Genomic DNA, 21,214 nt, shown 5'->3' on the forward strand with positions numbered 1-21,214 from the left:
AATACAGTATATACAACTACCAAGAAATAGACAAATTATTAAAAACCGTCATCCTAAAAAGAAATAACCATTACACTTTACTCAAAAAACAAATCAAACAGCGCATCACAACTTGCAGCATTGTTGAACTCAAGTAACAATATGCTATCTCTTGCGTATTGGCGATTTTCATGTCCGAACAACTTTCCATTTTAGGTGGCTTAACTGCCGAACAATTCCTCACAGAATACTGGCAAAAAAAGCCGCTTTTGGTTCGTAATGCCCTGCCTGAAATTGTCGGTATGTTTGAACCAGATGATATCAAGGAACTGGCGCTAGAAGACCATATTACTGCCCGTCTGATTACTCAGAATGGCAAACGGCATGATGAATGGAAGGTTAAAAACTCCCCCCTGAGCAAGAAAGACTTTAAAAAATTGCCACCTTACTGGACTTTACTGGTTCAAGCTGTTGACCATTATTCCATTGAACTGGCCGAACTCTGGAAACAGTTTGCCTTTATTCCGCAGTGGCGACGTGATGATATTATGGTGTCATATGCGCCTAAAGGCGGTTCAGTCGGTCAACATTTTGATTTTTATGATGTATTTTTATTACAAGGCTTTGGACATCGTCGTTGGCAACTTGGACAATGGTGTGATGAATCCAGTGCACTTATTGCCAATCAACCCTTAAAATTATTGACAGACATGCAGATTGATTTTGATGAGGTACTGGCACCAGGTGATCTACTGTATGTCCCGCCTCGTCTTTCGCATTATGGTGTGGCACAAGATGAATGCCTCACTTTTTCCTTTGGCTTTCGTATGCCCAATCCGGCACAACTGATTGATCGTGTCAGTGATCGCTTTGCCGAGCAAATGACGACCAAAACACCGATGATCGATATCAACAGATCATCTTCTCAAGACATTGGTGAAATCAAACAGACTGAATTTGACGATTTAAAACAAAAGTTATTACAGCTTATTGCACACAATGCAGGCTTTGAATCAGCAGTGATGGAACTGATCAGTGAACCTAAATATCCGGATAACATTCCGGAACTGGATGAAATACGACTGAATGACTTAAAAGAATTGGAAAATCAAGGATTTTATATCACGCTTGAACCTGCCAGCCGCTTACTGTATCGCACACTGTCCGACCAAAAGCTGGAGTTCTGGGCAAATGGTGAAAAGCTAGAAATCGGCCCTAGCGCACAAGACATTTTTAAGACACTGGCAGATGGCGAAAATATTCTTTTAGATAATATTCTAACGGATGAAACTCAGGCTGAAGATATTTTAGATGCGGTCAATCAGGCGATATTGATGCTAAATGAACCCGAAGAATAAAAAAAAGAGCCACGTTCGGCTCTTCTCTTCATACATCGACGCGCTAAACAATTAACCGAAACGACCTGTGATATAGGCTTCTGTCAATTGATGGTCAGGTTGGGTAAAGACTTTCTCAGTGGAGTTCACTTCAATCAAATCACCCAAATGGAAATAGGCGGTACGGCTTGATACACGTGCGGCCTGTTGCATGGAATGCGTTACGATCGCAATGGTATATTGATTGGACAATTCAGAAATCAATTCTTCCACTTTTGCCGTTGCAATCGGGTCAAGTGCCGAACAAGGTTCATCCATCAGAATCACTTCTGGGCTAACCGCAATGGTACGTGCAATACATAGACGTTGTTGCTGACCACCAGATAAACCCGTACCAGGCTGATTCAAACGATCCTTAACCTCTTCCCATAGACCGGCTTTACGCAAACTATTTTCTACGATCTCTTCAAGATCATATTTATTTTTTGCTAGACCATGTAGCTTTGGACCATAAGACACGTTTTCAAAGATAGATTTTGGAAACGGGTTCGGTTTCTGGAATACCATACCCACTTGTGCACGTAACAATACCACGTCCAAATTTGGATCATAAATATCACGACCATCAAGTGTGACTTTACCTGTTACACGACAGCTATCAATGGTGTCATTCATACGGTTTAAGGTACGCAGGAATGTAGATTTACCACAACCTGACGGACCGATAAATGCAATCACTTCATTTTCATAGATATCAAGATCAATACCTTTAATTGCTTCCGATTCACCATAATACACATGAACATCCTGTGCACTAATTTTCACAGTCGCATTGGTTTTTTTCTGCTTATTCTGCACATCAAATTGCGCAGATGCATAATGTGCATTTGGACTCTGTGCAATCACATCGTTGGCGTTTGGTTGAGACGTACGTGGATTATTCACTGCGGTATCCTGTGTATCAATATTCTTTATTTCAGTTGTTAGCATAATCTTTCTCCAATTACCAACGAACTTCGAACTTTTTACGTAACCAAATTGCCAGGCTGTTTAAGCCAATCATCAATGCCAATAACACAATGATGGCAGCGGCAGTACGTCCCTCGAAGAAATTACGTAATTCATTACCCTGCCATAAATAAATCTGTACAGGTAATGCAGTTGCCTGATCAAGTGGTGTAGATGGAATACTGGCAACGAATGCACTCATCCCGATTAATAACAATGGTGCAGTTTCACCAAGTGCCTGAGCCACACCAATAATCGCACCGGTTAAAATACCCGGCAAGGCAAGCGGCAAGACATGGTGGAATACACTTTGTACTTTGGAAGCACCCAGCCCTAAAGCCGCCTGACGAATAGATGGTGGAACTGCTTTTAATGAAGCACGTGTGGTAATAATCACTGTTGGCAAGGTCATTAGACTAAGGACCAAACCACCGACCAAAGGTGCAGACAACGGTAAATGGAACCAGTTGATAAAAATTGCTGCACCCAGTAAACCAAAAACAATCGAAGGTACGGCGGCAAGGTTATTGATATTCACTTCGATAATATCTGTCAGCCAGTTCTGTTTGGCAAACTCTTCCAGATAAATCGCACTTGCCACACCAATTGGGATCGAAATAAAGATCACGATAATCATCATGAACAATGATCCCATGAAGGCACCGGCCAAACCACTGAGCTCTGGTGCACTACGAGAATCCGGATTGGTAAAGATTTTGGTATTAAAACTTCGGGTAATAATGCCATCTGCTTTCATTTCATCCGCAAGATGACGAATTTCCGGACTCAGTTGTTGTTGCTCATCTGGTAAATCGCGGTCAATTTTACCTGTTAACCAGACATCCACATTGGCAGCAGTCAAGAATTTAATATCTTCTCTTTTACCGATCAAATTCTGATTGGCCAATACCATATCGCGTAAGCGATAGCTTTCCGAACTACTGAAGATATTAATAATCTCATCTTTTTGACTGGCAAGTTTTGGATCTTTGGCGATCACGCTGTTGACCAGCAAACTATCCCAGTCCACCATGGCAAATTCACCCTGCCATGCAATAAAACGCTCTTCAAATGCAGCTGGAGATTCTCCAGAACGTGGTACAGGTTTTGGTCCGACCTTAATCTCATTCGGATCAAAATAAACATTGGTGACCAATGAAGACTGCCAAAATGCCGGTAAACCACGAATCAGGATACTACCGAACAACAAGGCAACAAAGAACAAACCAATCATTACGGCACTAAAGCCCATTGATTTAAATACTTTTTCTTTACGATGACGTTTGCCCAAGGAAGCCTCGATACGACGACGACGCTCTTCCTGTAATTCTGCTGCTTTTTTGGGATCAAATTCTGGCAGCTGATCCATTGTTGGACTATTTGATGTACTCATTCGTATTGCTCACGATATTTACGCACAATGTAAAGTGCAATAATGTTCAGACCCAAAGTAATCACAAACAAGGTCAGACCTAAAGCAAATGCCACTAATGATTGCGGGCTGGCAAAATCTGTATCGCCAGTTAACTGGTTAACAATCGTTACTGTGACTGTAGATACCGCTTCTAACGGATTGGCATGTAACAGTGGACTATTCCCTGCGGCAAGTACCACAATCATGGTTTCGCCAATAGCACGAGAAGCCGCCAATAAAAATGCACCCACCACGCCTGGCAACGCTGCCGGCATAACAACTTTCAAAATGGTTTCAGATTTTGTGGCACCCAGTCCCAAAGAACCATCACGTAAAGAACGTGGTACCTGAGTAATAATGTCATCAGACAAAGACGAAACGAATGGGATAATCATGATTCCCATTACAAAACCTGCGGTCAAAGCACTGGTTGCATTAATATTTAAACCCAGTATTTCCCCCATATGATGGAAGAATGGACCAATGATCATCAAGGCAAATACACCATATACAATGGTCGGGATACCTGCCAAAATCTCAATAATCGGTTTGACAATCGCACGAAAACGAGGCTTCGCATATTCTGCAAGATAGATCGCAGTCATCAGACCGACAGGTACAGCCACCAGTAAAGCAATAATACTGACCATGATCGTGCCCCATAATAAAGGCAACAGACCATAACTACCTTCGGCAGTTCCAGTTGTACTAAAGCCGGGGTTCCACTGTGTACCAAAGAAGAAATCTACCGGACTAACAAAATCAAAGAAGTGTAAGGCTTCACTGAGCATCGACATGACGATACCGACAGTAGTTAAAATCGCGATACCAGAGCAAAGTGCCAAGGAAATGCTAATAATTTTTTCGACTTGGTTACGTGCACGAAATTGACTAGAAATGCGTTGTCTAGCATAGGCCAAACCAAATAAGCCAACTGAAATAACGACTGAAAATTTTGCAATTAAAGCAATTGTTTCATAATTTTTTAATGTTTGTGCTGCTGCCACTTCATAGGCTTGTGGCGTGTCACTTACCCCAAAACCAGAGGCAATTGACTGAATACGTTGTACCAGTATATCAACCTCAGACGCAGATAAACCGCTTACGACTTGTGCAGGCAGTTGGCTAAGTGCAATATGTTTTAAAATAGATGGTTCTGCAATATTCCAGACAATTAATAAAATCGCAGCAGGAATACCACACCATAAAGCCACCAGACTACCGTAATACCCCGGACGAGAGTGCAGAATTGCAGAATTATTCCCCTTACCAGCAATCGACTTACTTCGTGTTAAGCCGATCTGATAGGCAACTGCAATAATTGCGAGTAGGATGCCGATCAGTAATAAATTCATCGATGCTCCAAGTTTGCTGTTTTACTGGGTCATAACCCATATTATTTTATTGACGAAAAGCTGATGACAGAGCAACTCCATCATCAGCTTCATTATTCAGCAATTACTTAACTGTTTTGCCAGCTTTGAAATCTGCCAAAATTTTGCTACGTTCAGTAGAGCTTAATGGGATTAAACCAGCTTTTGCCAATTTGCTGCTTTTACCAGAAACTTTTTCACTCAGGAAAAACTCTGGGTATTGTTCAAGACCTTTAATCGCTTTTAAATGCTCGCCTTTCACATAGAAGAATAAAGGACGAGATACAGGATATTTACCACTTAATACTGTTGCTTCAGATGGTGTTACGCCATTCACTGTTGCAACACGTAAACGGTCTTTGTTTTCATCATAGAAGCTTAAACCAAATACGCCGACTGCACTTGGAGATGTTTTCAAACGTGCCAGTGTTTCGGTATAGTCACCAGAGATTTCAACAACACGACCATCTTTACGGAAAGAAGTACATGCTTTCTTACGTGCATCTTCGTCCAGTTTTTTGAAGTAATCGTATGCTTCACAACCAGCATCAACCATTTTTTCTTGGAATACTTCACGTGTACCGTGGTTAGATGCAGGAATCACCAAAGTAATTGGCTCTTTAGGTAATTTTGGATCAATCTGGTTCCAGTGTGTATATGGGTTAGGAATCAGTTTACCGTTTGATGGCATTTGTGCAGCCAGTGCAGCAAACACATGGTAAGGTTTTAATGCATATGCAGCTTTATTTGAGTTTGATGCAAAAACGATACCGTCATAACCAATTTTCACTTCCTGAATTTTAGTTACGCCTGCTTTTTTACAGCTTTCAATTTCGCTTGATTTGATTTTGCGAGAAGCGTTTGCGATATCGATGGTGTTATCACCAACACCTTGACAGAATTGACGCAAACCGCCAGATGTGCCGCCTGAACCAACAACCGGAGTTTTAAATTGCGGATAAGTATTACCAAACTCTTCTGCAACAATACTTGCAAATGGCAATACAGTAGAAGAACCTGCGATTTGAATTGTGTCGCGCGCAGCATGTGCAGTTGTCAAAGTCGTTGCTGTTACAACAGCTAAAGCTAGACCTAATTGACGTTGAGTTAAGCGCATTCTTATCTCTCTTTTCTAAAAATAGATGATGGTTGAGAAGCTTTTTTAATAATGCTTCTTGTGTATGCTTATTGTGAAATTTAAATATGACAATTAAGTGACAAAGAGATGACCTTTTTGTGAAAGCCCGGAAATATGAAAATTACTTATTGATAAAATTAATCTTTACTTATTGTTATATCTTTTATTCTATAACAAATCCTGAAATGTATCAAAACCTTTCCATCACTTTATCATTCACATATTGCCATAGTAATAATTCCCTAAATAATTTATGGTTATTACATAAATTAACACTTCCACAAAGAGGATAACGAATGACTAATCATCAGTTAGAACCATTTGAACATGTAAAAGAACCTGAAGGCGAAAAACTACCAATTTTTGAAAATGCTGTCCTCAATTATACCGGACGGAAACTCTCTGAAGATGGTTCAGCCAATGATTTACCCGAAAGTTATCCTTATAAAACCCGCATGACCCGCAAAACCTACGAAGCCCAAAAGAAAATATTACAGATTGAACTGTTAAAAGTACAAAGCTGGGTCAAAGACAGCGGTCAAAAAATTGTTTGCCTGTTTGAAGGCCGTGATGCAGCTGGTAAAGGTGGCGCAATTAAACGCTTTATGGAGCATTTAAATCCTCGTGGTGCACGGGTTGTCGCACTGGAAAAACCCAGCGAAGCAGAACGAGGTCAATGGTATTTCCAGCGTTATATCAAGGAATTACCAACTGCTGGCGAAATGGTGTTCTTTGACCGCTCATGGTATAACCGTGCTGGGGTCGAACGTGTCATGGGATTTTGCCAGCCCCATGAATATTTACAGTTCATGCGTCAGACCCCTGAAGTGGAACGTATGCTGGTCAACAGCGGTATTCATTTATTTAAATTCTGGTTTTCAGTCAGCCGGGAAGAACAATTGCGTCGTTTTGTCGCACGTCGTGATGATCCATTAAAGCACTGGAAACTCTCCCCGATTGATGTACAGTCACTGGATCGCTGGGATGATTATACCGAAGCCAAAAATCAGATGTTTTTCCATACCCATACAGGTGATGCACCGTGGACCATCATCAAATCCGACGATAAAAAACGTGCCCGTTTAAATTGTATCCGTGCTTTTCTACATCAACTGGATTATCCGGATAAAGATGTAAAAGCCATCCAAAAAGTCGACCAACTGATCGTTCATGTTCCGAATGCACAAATGAAAGGCAATATGGAAACCAACGACTAAGTTCTTTTTTCAATTTTTTATTTAATTACTCGCCAAGCTGACTCATAATACTTGGCGAGTATTTTTTTATCAAAAGTTTATGAAAATTCGGATATTAACCATCGGTCAGAAAATGCCTGCTTGGGTTTTACAGGGCTTTGAAGATTATTTCAAACGCATCCAACCTTTTGTCACCACACAACTGGTCGAATTACCCATGGCAAAACGAGGCAAGAATGACTCCCCTGCCGATATTTTAAAATATTGCCAAATTGAAGGTGAGAGTATTTTAAGCAATATCAAATCGAATGAGCTATTGATTGCACTAGAAGTAGGTGGCAGAGAATTAAGTACCGAAAAACTTGCTGATACCATGCAGGACTGGATGTTACAAGGACAAGATGTGGTACTGGCGATTGGCGGTCCGGATGGCTTATCTGACGATGTCCGTAAAGCCGCAGCATGGCACTGGTCTTTGTCCAAACTCACATTACCACACCCCATGGTACGCATTATACTGATTGAGCAGCTCTATCGTGCCATGAGCATTAATCATCACCATCCGTATCATCGAGCATAAAATCGATACATTTATTAAATGACAATCAATGCTAAAATTACTTATCGTGCTAATTAATTCAAAATATTGCCTTTATTGACCGGAGTATGTTGTGACAGATAAACCACAGCCACAAATGATGGAAAAATTTGCACAGGAATATGTGACTGCAAATTATCGTTATATTTCTGCATATAACGAACTCAATGCCAGAACCTCACAACGTCAACAAGCATTGACTATTTTTATCACGTTTTTTATTGGTTTGCTGGCTGCACTGATTGCAGCACACAATGTCACCACCAACTTGAATTCGCATATTGAATGGATCATGTTTGGCTTTCCTGTCGCATCTGCAACTTTTGCTTTTTTGAATTATAAGTACGAACGTATCATCACCAATTTACGCAGTTTCCTGTCCTCTTTAGAACGCTATCACGATGCACATCTGGCGATCCCCAGCTATAATACCAATCAACAATGGGTCAATGATTCCAATCATGCCCGACGTTTTCATGATTATGCCTGTGCCATTCTGATTCTGGCCTGTAATAGCATTGGAATCAGTGCATTCTATGTATTATTTCCCGAACATGTTGCACAGTCCTATTTTGTCATTTTCTTTGTGGTATTGATTGCAGTTTTAACCGCAATTCTGCACTGGTTTTTACCGAAATTCGGTTACCAACCTCCTGCCTAAAAGAAAGCACAATAGATGATAAATCCTTCTATTCGATGTAGATAAAATAAATTGTTCAACGTTGATCGGCATAAGATGATTTTTATGCCTTATTACTTACATCGTCATTACAGATGACACTTGGTTTCTTATCACAATTAGCGCACAATATCGTCCTTTGATTTACAAAGGTGCAAAAAAACATGTCTGATGCCTTGGTTTTAAAAAATCTTTGCAAAACCTACAAAAATGGTTTTCAAGCCTTAAAAGGCATCAACCTGACTGTACCAGAAGGTGAGTTTTATGCACTACTCGGACCCAATGGTGCGGGAAAATCCACCACTATTAGTATTATCAGCTCCCTTACTAAAAAAACATCGGGTTCGGTTGAAATTTTTGGTCATGATCTGGATACGCAATCTTCACTTGCCAAGCAATATCTAGGTGTTGTACCGCAGGAATTCAACTTTGGACAATTTGAAAAGACCTTTGATATTTTAGTCACACAAGCAGGTTATTACGGCATCGCCAAGAAAATTGCCGAACAACGTGCTGAGCATTATCTGGAAAAGCTGGGACTTTGGGAAAAACGCAATAATCAGGCACGTTTGCTCTCAGGTGGAATGAAACGTCGTCTGATGATTGCCCGTGCCATGATGCATGAACCCAAACTCATGATTCTGGATGAACCAACTGCCGGTGTCGATATTGAGCTACGTCGCTCAATGTGGGATTTTCTCAGTGAACTCAATAAAAATGGTACGTCTATTATTCTGACCACCCATTATCTTGAAGAAGCAGAAATGTTGTGTCGCCGCATTGCCATCATTGATCGAGGCGAAATCAGGGAAGATAACAGCATGAAGGCTTTTCTCAATCAATTATCGGTAGAATCATTTATTTTTGATCTGGAACAACCACTTGATCAAATTGATATAAATATTATCGGCTTTAACTTTAGCCTGTTGGATGCCATGACCTTACAAGTTACTATGGACAAATCACACAGTCTAAATGACTTATTTGCCATCTTTGAAGCCAGTGGCATTCGTATCAAGAGTATGAGAAATAAATCCAATCGTCTGGAAGAGTTATTTGTGAATCTGGTGGAGAAAAATCTGACCGAAACAAATGTCGTTGAGAATAATGGGCAAGGAGAAACGTCATGAATGCTGAACAACTTCGTATTGCATTTATGACCTTGTTACGCAAGGAAATTCGCCGTTTTCTACGCATCTGGCCACAAACCTTGTTACCACCTGCGATCACCATGAGTCTGTATTTTGTGATTTTTGGCAATCTGGTCGGTTCGCGGATCGGAGAAATGGGTGGCTATAGCTATATGCAATTTATTGTGCCAGGTCTGATTATGATGGCAGTCATTACCAATAGTTATAATAATGTCTGCTCCAGTTTTTTTAGTGCAAAATTTCAGCGCAGTATTGAAGAACTGATCACCAGTCCAGTCCCAAATCACATCATTTTGCTGGGCTATGTCCTCGGTGGTGTGGCACGTGGTTTATGTGTGGGATTAATCGTGACCATCATGAGTCTGTTTTTTACTCAGCTCGAACTGCACAATATTTTCGTGACGATTTATACGGTACTGATCACCTCGATGCTATTTTCAATCGGTGGTTTTATCAATGCAGTCTATGCCAAATCCTTTGATGATATTTCGATTATTCCGACGTTTGTATTGACACCGCTTACCTATCTTGGTGGTGTATTCTATGCCATTAGCAGTTTGACGCCGTTCTGGCAAACGTTATCGCTGATTAATCCTATTGTGTATATGGTCAATGCTTTTCGTTATGGCATTCTCGGGCATAGTGACGTGAATGTCTGGCTTTCACTCGGGGTCATCAGTGCAGGCTGTTTTTTAATGTATGCTATCGCTTATCAACTATTAATTCGTGGTACAGGAATGCGTGAATAATGAGTGTAGAAACATCACAACTGGGTAAAGAAACTGAATATCCCACACAATATGCACCGGAGGTGTTATTTCCGATTGCGCGTCAGCAGGCAAGACAGGCCTATGCCGCTATCGCAGGCATACAGCAAGGGACAGACTGGTGGCATGTCTTTGAAATCTCTTGGTTGGATTTACAGGGCAAACCTCAGGTTGCCATCGGACGTCTACACATTCCTGCCAGTTCACCCAATTTAATCGAATCAAAATCGTTAAAATTATATTTTAATAGTTTTAATTTTGAAAAACTAAGTCGCCAGCAGTTTATTGAAACGGTTGAACGCGATCTGACGCAGGCAGCCGGTGCATCGGTTCAACTTGAATTACGTTCAGTGGATGATCTGGCCATCACCGTACCAGAGGGGATTTGTCTGGATGAGTTTGAACCCAGTACAATTGAATATCATCCCAATGCGCAACTGCTCAAGTATGATTCAGGTCATGATGATGTCATAGAGCAAAGCTATTATTCACATTTATTAAGAAGTAACTGTCCAGTCACCAATCAACCCGATTGGGGCACAGTTTTTATCCGTTATCGTGGTAAAAAACCTTGTGAAAAGGCCTTGTTAGCCTATATTATCTCTTACCGTCAGCATAATGGTTTTCACGAACAATGTGTCGAACATATTTTTGCTGATATATGGACCCTGCTTAAGCCACAACAACTTATGGTTTATGCAGCTTACACTCGTCGAGGTGGACTGGACATTAATCCCTGCCGAGTGTCTGATCTATCCTGGATGCCAACGCCTATACGTTTGGCGCGACAATAGAGCGTGGAATACGCTTTCACAAAAAATACAAGTTTATCGAGGTTAGTTATGCCAAGCTTCTTTGGATTTATCCCATCAGAAACATTATTAAAAGATATTAAGGAAGCGCAAGCGAGTCGCAATAGTAGCGAGCCGATGTATCCGCTTCGTGATAAAATTGCCATGCAATTGAATGACGAAATTCTTGATAATGTCTTGACCAACATGATTCATCATTTTCCACCTAGCGAAAAAAGAGATACCGCCGAAAAACTGGTGGGTTATGTCAAATCAACTGTGCATGTATTGCTAAAACAGTTATTGAGCAAAACGCCAAATGAACAGGTGCTACAATCGCTAGCTTTCATCGAACGCAGCCTGTTTACGGATGAACAAGGCCAATTGCGTGTTGGCGCACCGTTGGATGCAACCGTTGCTGCTCAGCTTAAAAGTAGCTTTGCCGCAATCTTAGATGGTGGCAATCCCAAAGAATTGCGTCCGGTATTGGTTGAACAATATAAAAAGTTTGCCGATCAACTGGTACATCATTTTATGGTGGATTTCAATAAAACACTGGATCTCGGTATAATCAAACGCAAAGCCGCCGATATTGGTGCCAGCGCAGTGACCAAAGCGATTCATATTGGTATCGACAAACTGATTCCTAGTCTCAACAGTCAAGAATTAAAAGTACTTGCCCGTGAACATGATGCGTTAATTCATCAAACCAATTAAGTACGGTTAATTTCGTTTAAAAACCTGGCAAATGTCAGGTTTTTTTGTTTCAGCACATTTTCTTGCGCTTAATCAGAAGTTGTGACTGTGTTAGCATAAGTCGGCTTTTTTTACTTCTATAAAGTACTTATGTCTCAGCTTACGCCCCCGAATAGATTTCTTCGTTATGCGCCACGTGATGGTTCGCAAGTTCGCTATCCTTTATCTATGTGGGAACGTATTCATTTAGATCCATGGTTGCTTAGTTTTTTATTATTAAATGCCTTATTAGGTCTTACAGTACTCTATAGCGCATCTGCCCAAGATACGGGCATGGTATTAAAACAAACCATGAGCTTTGGGATTGGCTTTATTGTCATGTTTATCATGGCACAAATTCCACCCAAAATTTATCAGGGTTTTTCACCGTATTTTTATGGTATCGGGGTGATCTCACTGATTGCTGTAATGGTATTTGGTGAAGTGCGTATGGGTGCGCAGCGCTGGATTGATATTCCAGGATTCGGTAGTGTGCAACCCAGTGAATTTCTCAAAATCGGTATGCCGATGATGGTGGCCTGGTATCTGTCACGCTATCCCCTTCCGCCACGCTTTAAGCAAGTCTTTATCAGTCTGATTATTATTGGTGTTCCTTTTTTACTGATTGCAGAACAACCCGATCTGGGCACATCATTGCTGGTTCTGGCAAGCGGCATATTTGTTTTGTTTTTAAGTGGCTTGTCCTGGCGTCTGATTTTGGCAGCGTTGGGTGCTGTAGCAGTCATTATTCCGATTGCATGGGAATTTTTATTGCATGATTATCAAAAACGTCGTGTATTAACCCTCTTTAATCCTGAAGCTGATGCACTGGGTTCCGGATGGAATATTATCCAGTCCAAAACAGCGATTGGTTCAGGTGGATTCTCTGGCAAAGGTTTTCTGGAAGGGACACAATCACATCTACATTTTTTACCCGAAGGTCATACCGATTTCATTATTGCCGCTTATTCTGAAGAATTCGGTTTGATCGGTATCGCGGTGCTGATGTTGATCTATTTTGCCATCATCATTCGTATTTTTCAGATTAGCCTATATAGCTTTCACAATTATGGTCGTCTGGTTTCGGGTGCATTAGGCTTGTCTTTCTTTGTTTATGTATTTGTCAATGCAGGCATGGTCAGTGGTATTTTGCCTGTGGTAGGGGTTCCACTACCCTTTATGAGTTATGGCGGTACAGCGATTATTACACTTATGGCGACCTTTGGACTCATCATGTCCATACATACGCATCGTTAATATTTAAAATTAAGGAGTTACTATTTTGCTTAAACAATTAACCCTCACAACAATACTTACTGCCTTTATACACACTGCGTTTGCAAATGACTTTGCTACCCACCCAAACTATTTTGCATTCAAACAAAAAACCATGCAGAACTATGGTTTGTCATCAGAACAGATTGATAATGCCATGTCTGGTGCCAAACAAATTGACCGGATCCTAAGCCTCATGAGTAGCCCCGGAGAAAGTAAACCGTGGTACGAGTATAAAAAGAACTTTCTGGTTGAAGGCACTATTCAACGCGGTGTACGTTTTAAAAATCAATATGCAGATACCTTACGACGTGCAGAACAAGTCTATGGTGTACCACAATCAGTCATTCTGGGTATTTTAGGTGTAGAAACTGGTTATGGCGCAAATAAAGGCTCGTTTGTAACCCGTGATGCGCTGGCAACGCTAGCTTTTGGTTATCCTCGCCGTGCCGAATACTTTGGTGACGAATTGGCTGCGCTCATCGCGTGGAGTTATCAGGATGGACGCCCAACCTCCAGCGTCGTCGGTTCTTATGCTGGTGCTATTGGCTATCCACAATTCATGCCAAGTAATATCAATAAGTTTGGTGTAGATTTTGACGGGAATGGCCATATCGATTTGATGAATTCACCAGTCGATGCCATTGGTTCAATTGCAAATTACCTCGCCAAAAATGGCTGGCAAAAAAATCAGCCGATTGGCTTTGCGGCATACTACTCTGGTAATAATCCAGCCGACATCATTGCCAAGCCCTTTGAATTGGGAAATACCAAACCTTATGGACAAATGAAACAGTTGGGTTTACAACCACTTAATCCAATTGTCAAAATTGATCCGCTAGATATGGTCAATGGTATTCAGCTCGAAGATGTACAAGGCATGATTTACTATATTATTTACCCGAACTTCAATGTCATTACCACGTATAATAACAGTCGCATGTATGCAGCTGCGGTATGGTTATTAGGCGAGGAAGTCAATAGTCGCTAGGGCTAGAGCATCGTGTGTTACAATTCAGAAACCGACTTTAACCAGAAAGCAAGATATTTTTTTGTTATTTAGATCGCATTTCATACCAAAAACATATCTTGTTACATTTTAGTATATTTATTAATCAAAAAAATACTGCTTTGTAACTTTTTGCCAAACTTTCTGTAACAATGATAGACAAGGTTAAAACTTTCCCCCTATCATCTGTGCATTCTAAAGATCGCATCATGCATATTTTATGCGATCAATTTGCCGATTGTTTGTTCAGTGAATGGTTTATTTGCCGGACTAAGAAGCATTGGTCGTATACTATGGAGTAACCGCATGCAAAAATCTTTCAAACACCTACTGTTTATTGTCACCAGTACAGTAGCGCTGACGGCACAAGCCGATATGCTACCGACCCAGAATCTTCACAATAACAGTGACAATACCAGTTTATCTTCCCGTGTTATTGATAAAGATATTCAAGCATTAAGTGATAGTTTATTTAAAGGTAATGGTAACGCTCTAACAGGCTTAAGCATTACTGAAACATCAAATAATCGTATCGTCAACAAAGAAACTGTTGCAGCAAAAGTTCATGTACCTGATGATGAACCTGGCTTATTAGATCGTTTAAATACTGTTGCATCCAACACGGTCAAGAAATTCAGCCAAAGTGGTTTGGCATCATGGTATGGTCGCCAGTTTCATGGTCGCCCTACCGCTAGTGGTGAGCGCTTTGACATGAATGCGTTAACCGCTGCTCATCGTAGCCTTCCACTAAACTGTTATATCCGTGTAACCAATAAGAGTAACGGTAAAAGTGTAGTGGTTAAAGTCAATGATCGTGGTCCTTTCCATGGCAACCGTGTACTTGACTTATCTTATGGTGCTGCTCAGGCAATTGGTTTGGCAGGTTCTGGTGTAGGTAATGTCACTATTGAACGTGTAGATGGGCCAAACTCATAATTCAGGATTAAAATACACGCCTGTCTCTATACCGCCATTTATGGCGGTTTTTTATGTCTGAAATATTTAATGCCAAATCCAAGAAATTTTCAGCACTCTTCCATTTCTATTATCGTTGTCTTATTCAATACAGGATTCTGCTCTTTACTCCACTTAAATCAACCACCCTGCCCTGTTCCCCCAATAATACATAAATAGATGTCAAATTGATGTTAAGCACAAAATAACAATAGATATTGAAAAACAGCATCGCTAATAACGAAACATTAAAATTAGAGTAGTTGCTCTTATTTCCTCATCTATAGTACATTAGCACTACTGCACATATGGATAGCAGCGAGAGGAATACAATGAAAACAGTAGAGGAATGGTTTGGCGAATATAATGAAAGCCACCAGAATAAGACCAACAAGCTCATTCACTGGGTATGTGTGCCAGCAATTCTATTTAGTATTATCGGAATATTAATGCATTTTAGCGCATTGCTTACAGCGCTATTACTCGTACTCACCCTGATCTTTTATAGCCGTCTGGATCTGGTCCTAGCCGTTGCCATGGCTGCCTTAATTGCTGCAATGGCGACACTGATTCATCTTTTACCAGTGGGTGCAGGTTTTTACTTTGCCATTTTTGTTCTGGCTTGGATTGGACAGTTTTATGGCCACAAGGTAGAAGGTAAAAAGCCATCTTTCTTTAAAGATCTACAATTTTTATTGGTGGGTCCGGTCTGGTGTATGGATGCCTACCTTGCAAAAGTTTTTCCGCGCTGGAAAAGACGTAATCCACAACAGTTGACGATACACAATACTATCGTCTAAGCATAAAAATAACCCCTGAGATGATCAGGGGTTATTTTTCAATCCGGCGGAACTTAATTAAAATAATCCGCTGTTGGTTCTGGCAAAATTTGTAAACCTTTCTTTAAAGTATCAGACCATTGTTTGCTGATATTCTGGAAATATGGATCATCATCAAATACCCGCTTGCCCTGTGGGACTTTCAGGCTATCGACAGGATAAACCAGTACATCGAGAGGCATACCCACCGATACGTTGGAGCGAATGGTCGAGTCAAAAGAAATCAGTGAACAACGTAAAGCCTCATCCAGCGATGTATAAAAATTTAATGCCCGATCCATAATCGGTTTACCATATTTGATTTCACCAATCTGGAAATAAGGCGTATCCACCGTTGCCTTGATAAAATTCCCTTGCGAATAAATATTATAAAGCTCTGTTTCCTGTCCAGAAATCTGTCCACCTAAAATGATGCTACAGCCATATAAACTTTCCTGTTCCGGACTGTCGGCAATATTTTTAATCACTTTACGTAAGCATTGTCCGACCAGTTCTGCTGCTTCAAACATTGTTGCAACACTATATAGATTTGGTTCGATCTTGGCTGCAATCTGATGCTTTAAATGTGCAATCACGGCTTGAGTGGTTGCAAGATTACCTGCTGTTTGCACAGCCATAAATCTTTCATTTTCCACACCAAAACTAAATAATTTACGAAAAGAAGAAATATGATCAACACCAGCATTGGTTCGTGTGTCACTGACAAAAACCAGACCTTCTTTCAAACGTAAAGCTACACAATAGGTCATCTAAGATTACCTTAATTTAACACGCCAATACCTGCACTACCGTTTGCATGGTTTCTTCCGCACCTTGACTGCGTACACCACGAATCGGAGCAACATCCGCATAATCACGTCCCACAGCAAGCTGTACATGTGCCTGTGGTGTAAATAACTGGTTGCTTACATCATAGCAATACCATTTACCCTCTTGATATACTTCTGCCCAAGCATGGCTGGCCAAATGGCTGCCATCCTCGACATAGAGATATCCAGACACATAACGAGCAGGAAAGCCGAGATATCTTGCCAATGCAACAAATACCTGTGCATGATCCTGACATACGCCTTTCTTTTGCTCAAATGCTTCTGCTGCGGTCGTTTCGACCTGCGTTAGTCCGGTATTATACGGAATATGATCGAGAACTGCTTCTGCTAAATCAATTAAATTGTCGTGTTTTTTCTCAAATGAATGCATATGTGCAAACTGCATCATTTCCGGACTACATTGTGTGGCATGTGTTGTCTGTAAATAAATTTGCGGATTAATATGATCATCAATACTAAATTTCGCTTTGTCATCCAGATCTATCAAACCCTGTGCCATAATAATCAACTGCTGATAACTAAAACGCTGCGAGCTGGTCAACCATAGATTGCCAAAGCCATCCAGTTGTTGCAATGTTTCACCGGGTACACTTATGCCCCATTGCAATACTTTCTGTCGGGAAGAATCCTGAGGCAACAGACGAATATATTGTACCGAGCTTTTTACTGGCTGTTCATAGCGATAATGGGTTTGGTGATTAATTAATAATTTCATTCGCAAACCTCAAACATTGTCGCCAGATCGTCAGAGAAATTATACAGTGCAGACATATTCTGCTCTTCTTTAAGCGATTGCCAGCTATCGTGACAAGCATGCCAGCCATAGGTTTTTAATAAACCTAGAATCTTTTCTATTTCCTGCAACTGGGCATCTTTCACCTGCTCCAGACGACACTGATGATCCAGATCCTCAACTGCACGACCCAAAGCATAAAACAAAAAGACCTGCTCCACTTCACCTTCGAGTACTTCCGCACATTCATTAACCACTTCACACAATGAAACGGCTTTGTCATCCAAGATTTTGGTTAAGCGGTTTAACTCTGAGTAGGTTTGAGGGCTTAATACCGCACGAAGCTGCTGAATATCATCCCGTACATTGTGAAATTGTGCTGCGATTGAAAAGGGTTGTTCCGGATCAAGAAAAAGGGCATTTAAACTATTGGCATCCCATGCAGGTAAACAAAAGGCATGCGCATATTCAATTGCTTCTTTATCATCCTGAAAAGGCAATAGATTGCATGCTTGCTGGATACGGGATAAATAACGGCCTAACCAAAAAATATTTTGTGCTGCTGAGCTAAGTAAAATCATTGTTATACTCCCTACTGTGTGCGGTTATATCTTTGTCATTTCATCTCTACGTTCTACAACCCAGGTATCTTTAATGCCACCACCCTGTGATGAATTTACAACCAAAGAACCCTCTGTCATGGCAACCCGAGTCAATCCACCGGGAACGACACGCATTTCTTTTTGAGAACTCAGAACAAAAGGACGCAAATCGATATGACGATCTGAAAAACCCTGTTCAGTTAAAATTGGCGATACAGACAATGCCAATGTAGGTTGTGCAATATAAGCATGCGGTTTAAATCTAAGTTTTTGTCTAAACTCCTCAATTTGCAACTCATCGGCTTGTGGTCCAATTAACATGCCGTATCCACCGGAACCTTGAGCTTCTTTTACCACCAGTTTTTCGATATTATTGAGTACATAGTCCAAATCCTCTGCCTTACGACATTGATAAGTCGGGACATTTTTTAAAATAGGCTGTTCATTTAGATAGTAGCGAATCATGTCATCGACATAAGGATAAATCGATTTATCATCAGCCACACCCGTACCTGGTGCATTGGCAATGACCACAGTACGATTACGATAAGCCGACATCAAACCAGCAACACCTAAGACACTGTCCGGTCGAAATGCCAGTGGATCAAGAAAATCATCATCCAAACGACGGTAAATTACATCAACCTGTTTGCGTCCATGGATAGACTTCAAAAACACTTTACCGTGTTCCACAAACAAATCCTTGGCATTTACCAATGGCACACCCATTTCCTGAGCCAAAAAGGCATGTTCAAAATAGGCGCTGTTAAAATGTCCCGGCGTTAAAATCACAATCACAGGATTTTCAACATCTGTGCTTTCAATCAAGGTCTGTTTCAATAATTGTGGATACTGGCTAATACCAAGTAAATGATATTTATCACAAATATCAGGCATCAATTTTTCACTGATTTTCCGACTTTCCAGCATATAAGACACACCGGATGGGGTACGTAAATTATCTTCCAGAACAAAGAAATCTCCAGTACCGTCTCGGATAATATCCACACCACTAATATGAGAATAAATTTGACCTTTTACATCAAAATTTAACATCCATGGTTGATATGCCTCATGTTGTAATACCTGCTCCGCAGGAATCACACCTTCTTTTAAAATTGATTGCTCATGATAAATATCGTGTAAAAATGCATTTAAGGCCTTAACCCGTTGTTTACAACCATCAGAAACAATATCCCATTGTTTTTTCTCAATAATCCTTGGAACGATATCAAATGGAATGGTACGTTCTGTACCTGCTGCATCGCTATAAACGGTAAATGTGATTCCTTCATAAATAAAATGTTGTTTTGCTTGTGCGTTTAACTGTTCAATTTCTTCTAAAGACTTTTCTGAAAGCCATTGTTGAATCTTAATAAATTCATCACGAATAGAACCATCTGCATGGCGCATTTCATTAAAAAATTTCGATTCCAGCGGTGTAGCAAGAGCCTTGGTTGTCTCTTCAGTATTGGGCATTAATGCATCCGTCGTATGTTCAACTGTTCCGAGCATATATCCCCCTTCTATCTTGTGGTTTACTTGCCTTAGAGTAAATGCAAAATGAGTGCCACAATGTGTTTTAGTATCTATTCTACTGCGTATTTTTCACTCAAAATGAGTCACTTATCATTCTACACAGAAAGCTTACAATATAGTTGCAATGAGATTTTTTGTTACATTGACAAGCCACATGAAAATTGTGCAAAATTTAGCTGATCTCCTTTTTCCTTATATTGCATAGCAGACAGAATTTCACAATGATAGAAAAGACTAAAAAAATCAAAGACAAAAAAGATACTCAAGTCCATGAAAAGGAAACTGGAAATAGTCTGTATCGTCAATGGCAGATTTTATCCCGCCTACCAAATGGCAAGTGGATTGGCACCAGAGAATTACAACAACAACTGACACGAGAAGGCATAGAAATCAGCCTACGTACCGTACAACGTGATCTCAATCAAATTGCCGAGCGATTTCCAATCGAAAATAACGGTGCAACACCACAAGGCTGGCGCTGGAAAACTGATGCACCCTTACAAAGCTTACCGCATATGAATAGCTCGCAGGCTGTAACCTTTATGATGGTGGAAGAACACCTTAAACATTTATTGCCACCCAGCTTACTGGCAGAAATTAATCCATGGTTTGATCTGGCACGACGCAGTTTGTCTTCACAACAAAACAATGTACGCCAATGGATCAACCGTGTTCGTATTATTCCTGCAACCCAACCCCTGATTCCTCCAACGGTCGATCGTAAAGCGCAAACTGCAATTTATGAAGCCCTGTTACAGGATCGGCAACTTGAATGTGTTTATGTCGGGAGATCAGGGGCGAAAGAAGAAAAAACATATATTCTCAATCCCTTAGCACTGGTTCAACGTGGTGCAGTGATCTATCTTTTATGCACCCGTCTAGACAAAAGTGATGTACAAACCTTTGCCTTGCACCGTTTCAGATCAGCCAAAGTGTTGGAATCGCGGGCATTACATCCGATAAACTTTGATGTAGATCACTATATAGATTCTGGCGTTTTAGGATTTAGAATCAATTTAGATGAACCGACCCATGATGTAGATCTCAAAATAAATCTAAAACGTGAACATGCAACCACATTTTATGAATCAAAATTGTCCAAAAACCAAATAATTGAAGAAATCAGCCCCGATATAGTGCAAGTTTCAGCAACTGTACCACTTAACTCACAACTCATCTGGTGGCTGCGCGGCTTTGGTAAAAAAATTGAAGCCATAGAACCACAACACATTGCAGATTTAGTTTGGGAAAATCAGTAAATATGCAT

20 protein-coding genes and 1 pseudogene are annotated in these 21,214 nt (G+C 40.6%); 13 read left to right on the forward strand and 8 right to left on the reverse strand.

What is annotated here, in order from left to right:
- The first annotated feature begins 170 nt into the window (after positions 1-170).
- Positions 171-1,337 carry a ribosomal protein uL16 3-hydroxylase gene (locus CAP51_RS00995; RefSeq protein WP_087618870.1) on the forward strand — a complete coding sequence of 389 codons (1,167 nt, stop codon included), beginning with the start codon at positions 171-173 and terminating at the stop codon, positions 1,335-1,337.
- A gap of 51 nt (positions 1,338-1,388) precedes the next feature.
- On the opposite strand, the gene pstB is transcribed toward CAP51_RS00995, so the two are convergent.
- The 4 genes from pstB to CAP51_RS01015 form a co-directional block, all read right to left on the reverse strand.
- Positions 1,389-2,306 carry a phosphate ABC transporter ATP-binding protein PstB gene (pstB, locus tag CAP51_RS01000; RefSeq protein ID WP_087618871.1) on the reverse strand — a complete coding sequence of 306 codons (918 nt, stop codon included), beginning with the start codon at positions 2,304-2,306 and terminating at the stop codon, positions 1,389-1,391.
- 13 nt (positions 2,307-2,319) lie between these two features.
- On the reverse strand, positions 2,320-3,717 hold the full coding sequence (gene pstA / locus CAP51_RS01005) for a phosphate ABC transporter permease PstA (protein WP_087618872.1): 1,398 nt from the start codon (positions 3,715-3,717) through the stop codon (positions 2,320-2,322).
- Positions 3,714-5,093 carry a phosphate ABC transporter permease subunit PstC gene (gene pstC, locus CAP51_RS01010; RefSeq protein ID WP_087618873.1) on the reverse strand — a complete coding sequence of 460 codons (1,380 nt, stop codon included), beginning with the start codon at positions 5,091-5,093 and terminating at the stop codon, positions 3,714-3,716. Before pstC ends, pstA begins: the two co-directional genes overlap by 4 nt.
- Positions 5,094-5,196: 103 nt before the next feature.
- The gene (locus CAP51_RS01015) at positions 5,197-6,228 is read right to left on the reverse strand and encodes a substrate-binding domain-containing protein (protein ID WP_087618874.1); all 1,032 of its coding nucleotides are present in this window, start codon (positions 6,226-6,228) and stop codon (positions 5,197-5,199) included.
- Between the two features lie 317 nt (positions 6,229-6,545).
- Between CAP51_RS01015 and ppk2 the strand changes: the two genes are divergently transcribed.
- The 11 genes from ppk2 (at position 6,546) to CAP51_RS01070 (ending at position 16,204) form a co-directional block, all read left to right on the forward strand.
- Positions 6,546-7,466: a polyphosphate kinase 2 gene (gene ppk2 / locus CAP51_RS01020; RefSeq protein ID WP_087618875.1), complete on the forward strand. Its 921-nt coding sequence runs from the start codon at positions 6,546-6,548 to the stop codon at positions 7,464-7,466.
- Positions 7,467-7,545: 79 nt separating this feature from the next.
- On the forward strand, positions 7,546-8,025 hold the full coding sequence (gene rlmH / locus CAP51_RS01025) for a 23S rRNA (pseudouridine(1915)-N(3))-methyltransferase RlmH (RefSeq protein WP_087618876.1): 480 nt from the start codon (positions 7,546-7,548) through the stop codon (positions 8,023-8,025).
- Between the two features lie 91 nt (positions 8,026-8,116).
- Positions 8,117-8,704 (forward strand): hypothetical protein, encoded by a 588-nt coding sequence (locus CAP51_RS01030; protein ID WP_087618877.1) that lies wholly within the window; start codon positions 8,117-8,119, stop codon positions 8,702-8,704.
- A gap of 182 nt (positions 8,705-8,886) precedes the next feature.
- Positions 8,887-9,852 (forward strand): ABC transporter ATP-binding protein, encoded by a 966-nt coding sequence (locus CAP51_RS01035; RefSeq protein WP_087618878.1) that lies wholly within the window; start codon positions 8,887-8,889, stop codon positions 9,850-9,852.
- Positions 9,849-10,622: an ABC transporter permease gene (locus CAP51_RS01040; protein ID WP_087618879.1), complete on the forward strand. Its 774-nt coding sequence runs from the start codon at positions 9,849-9,851 to the stop codon at positions 10,620-10,622. Before CAP51_RS01035 ends, CAP51_RS01040 begins: the two co-directional genes overlap by 4 nt.
- The gene (gene queF / locus CAP51_RS01045) at positions 10,622-11,434 is read left to right on the forward strand and encodes an NADPH-dependent 7-cyano-7-deazaguanine reductase QueF (protein WP_087618880.1); all 813 of its coding nucleotides are present in this window, start codon (positions 10,622-10,624) and stop codon (positions 11,432-11,434) included. Before CAP51_RS01040 ends, queF begins: the two co-directional genes overlap by 1 nt.
- A 48-nt stretch (positions 11,435-11,482) precedes the next feature.
- Positions 11,483-12,148, forward strand: a complete 666-nt coding sequence (locus tag CAP51_RS01050) for a hypothetical protein (protein WP_087618881.1) — start codon at positions 11,483-11,485, stop codon at positions 12,146-12,148.
- Positions 12,149-12,277: 129 nt separating this feature from the next.
- On the forward strand, positions 12,278-13,423 hold the full coding sequence (gene rodA, locus CAP51_RS01055) for a rod shape-determining protein RodA (protein ID WP_087618882.1): 1,146 nt from the start codon (positions 12,278-12,280) through the stop codon (positions 13,421-13,423).
- A gap of 25 nt (positions 13,424-13,448) precedes the next feature.
- Entirely contained in the window at positions 13,449-14,432 is a 984-nt protein-coding gene (gene mltB, locus CAP51_RS01060) for a lytic murein transglycosylase B (protein ID WP_245809047.1), read from the forward strand.
- Positions 14,433-14,756: 324 nt separating this feature from the next.
- Positions 14,757-15,386 carry a septal ring lytic transglycosylase RlpA family protein gene (locus tag CAP51_RS01065; protein WP_087618884.1) on the forward strand — a complete coding sequence of 210 codons (630 nt, stop codon included), beginning with the start codon at positions 14,757-14,759 and terminating at the stop codon, positions 15,384-15,386.
- Between the two features lie 350 nt (positions 15,387-15,736).
- Positions 15,737-16,204: an Mpo1 family 2-hydroxy fatty acid dioxygenase gene (locus CAP51_RS01070; protein ID WP_087618885.1), complete on the forward strand. Its 468-nt coding sequence runs from the start codon at positions 15,737-15,739 to the stop codon at positions 16,202-16,204.
- 53 nt (positions 16,205-16,257) lie between these two features.
- Here CAP51_RS01070 and CAP51_RS01075 read toward each other — a convergent pair whose 3' ends face one another.
- The 4 genes and pseudogenes from CAP51_RS01075 to CAP51_RS01090 all read right to left on the reverse strand — a co-directional run.
- Positions 16,258-16,992 (reverse strand): proteasome-type protease, encoded by a 735-nt coding sequence (locus tag CAP51_RS01075; RefSeq protein WP_087618886.1) that lies wholly within the window; start codon positions 16,990-16,992, stop codon positions 16,258-16,260.
- 16 nt (positions 16,993-17,008) lie between these two features.
- The gene (locus CAP51_RS01080) at positions 17,009-17,788 is read right to left on the reverse strand and encodes a transglutaminase family protein (RefSeq protein ID WP_087618887.1); all 780 of its coding nucleotides are present in this window, start codon (positions 17,786-17,788) and stop codon (positions 17,009-17,011) included.
- A complete protein-coding gene (locus CAP51_RS01085; RefSeq protein WP_087618888.1) occupies positions 17,785-18,387 on the reverse strand; it encodes an alpha-E domain-containing protein in 603 nt (200 codons plus the stop codon). Before CAP51_RS01085 ends, CAP51_RS01080 begins: the two co-directional genes overlap by 4 nt.
- A gap of 24 nt (positions 18,388-18,411) precedes the next feature.
- Positions 18,412-19,845 (reverse strand): annotated as a pseudogene (locus CAP51_RS01090) (circularly permuted type 2 ATP-grasp protein); the annotation flags it as partial.
- A 323-nt stretch (positions 19,846-20,168) separates the two neighbouring features.
- Between CAP51_RS01090 and CAP51_RS01095 the strand changes: the two are divergent.
- Positions 20,169-21,206 (forward strand): helix-turn-helix transcriptional regulator, encoded by a 1,038-nt coding sequence (locus CAP51_RS01095; RefSeq protein ID WP_087618890.1) that lies wholly within the window; start codon positions 20,169-20,171, stop codon positions 21,204-21,206.
- Positions 21,207-21,214 lie beyond the last annotated feature (8 nt).

Origin of the sequence: Acinetobacter populi (assembly GCF_002174125.1) — a bacterium.
GTDB lineage: Bacteria > Pseudomonadota > Gammaproteobacteria > Pseudomonadales > Moraxellaceae > Acinetobacter > Acinetobacter populi.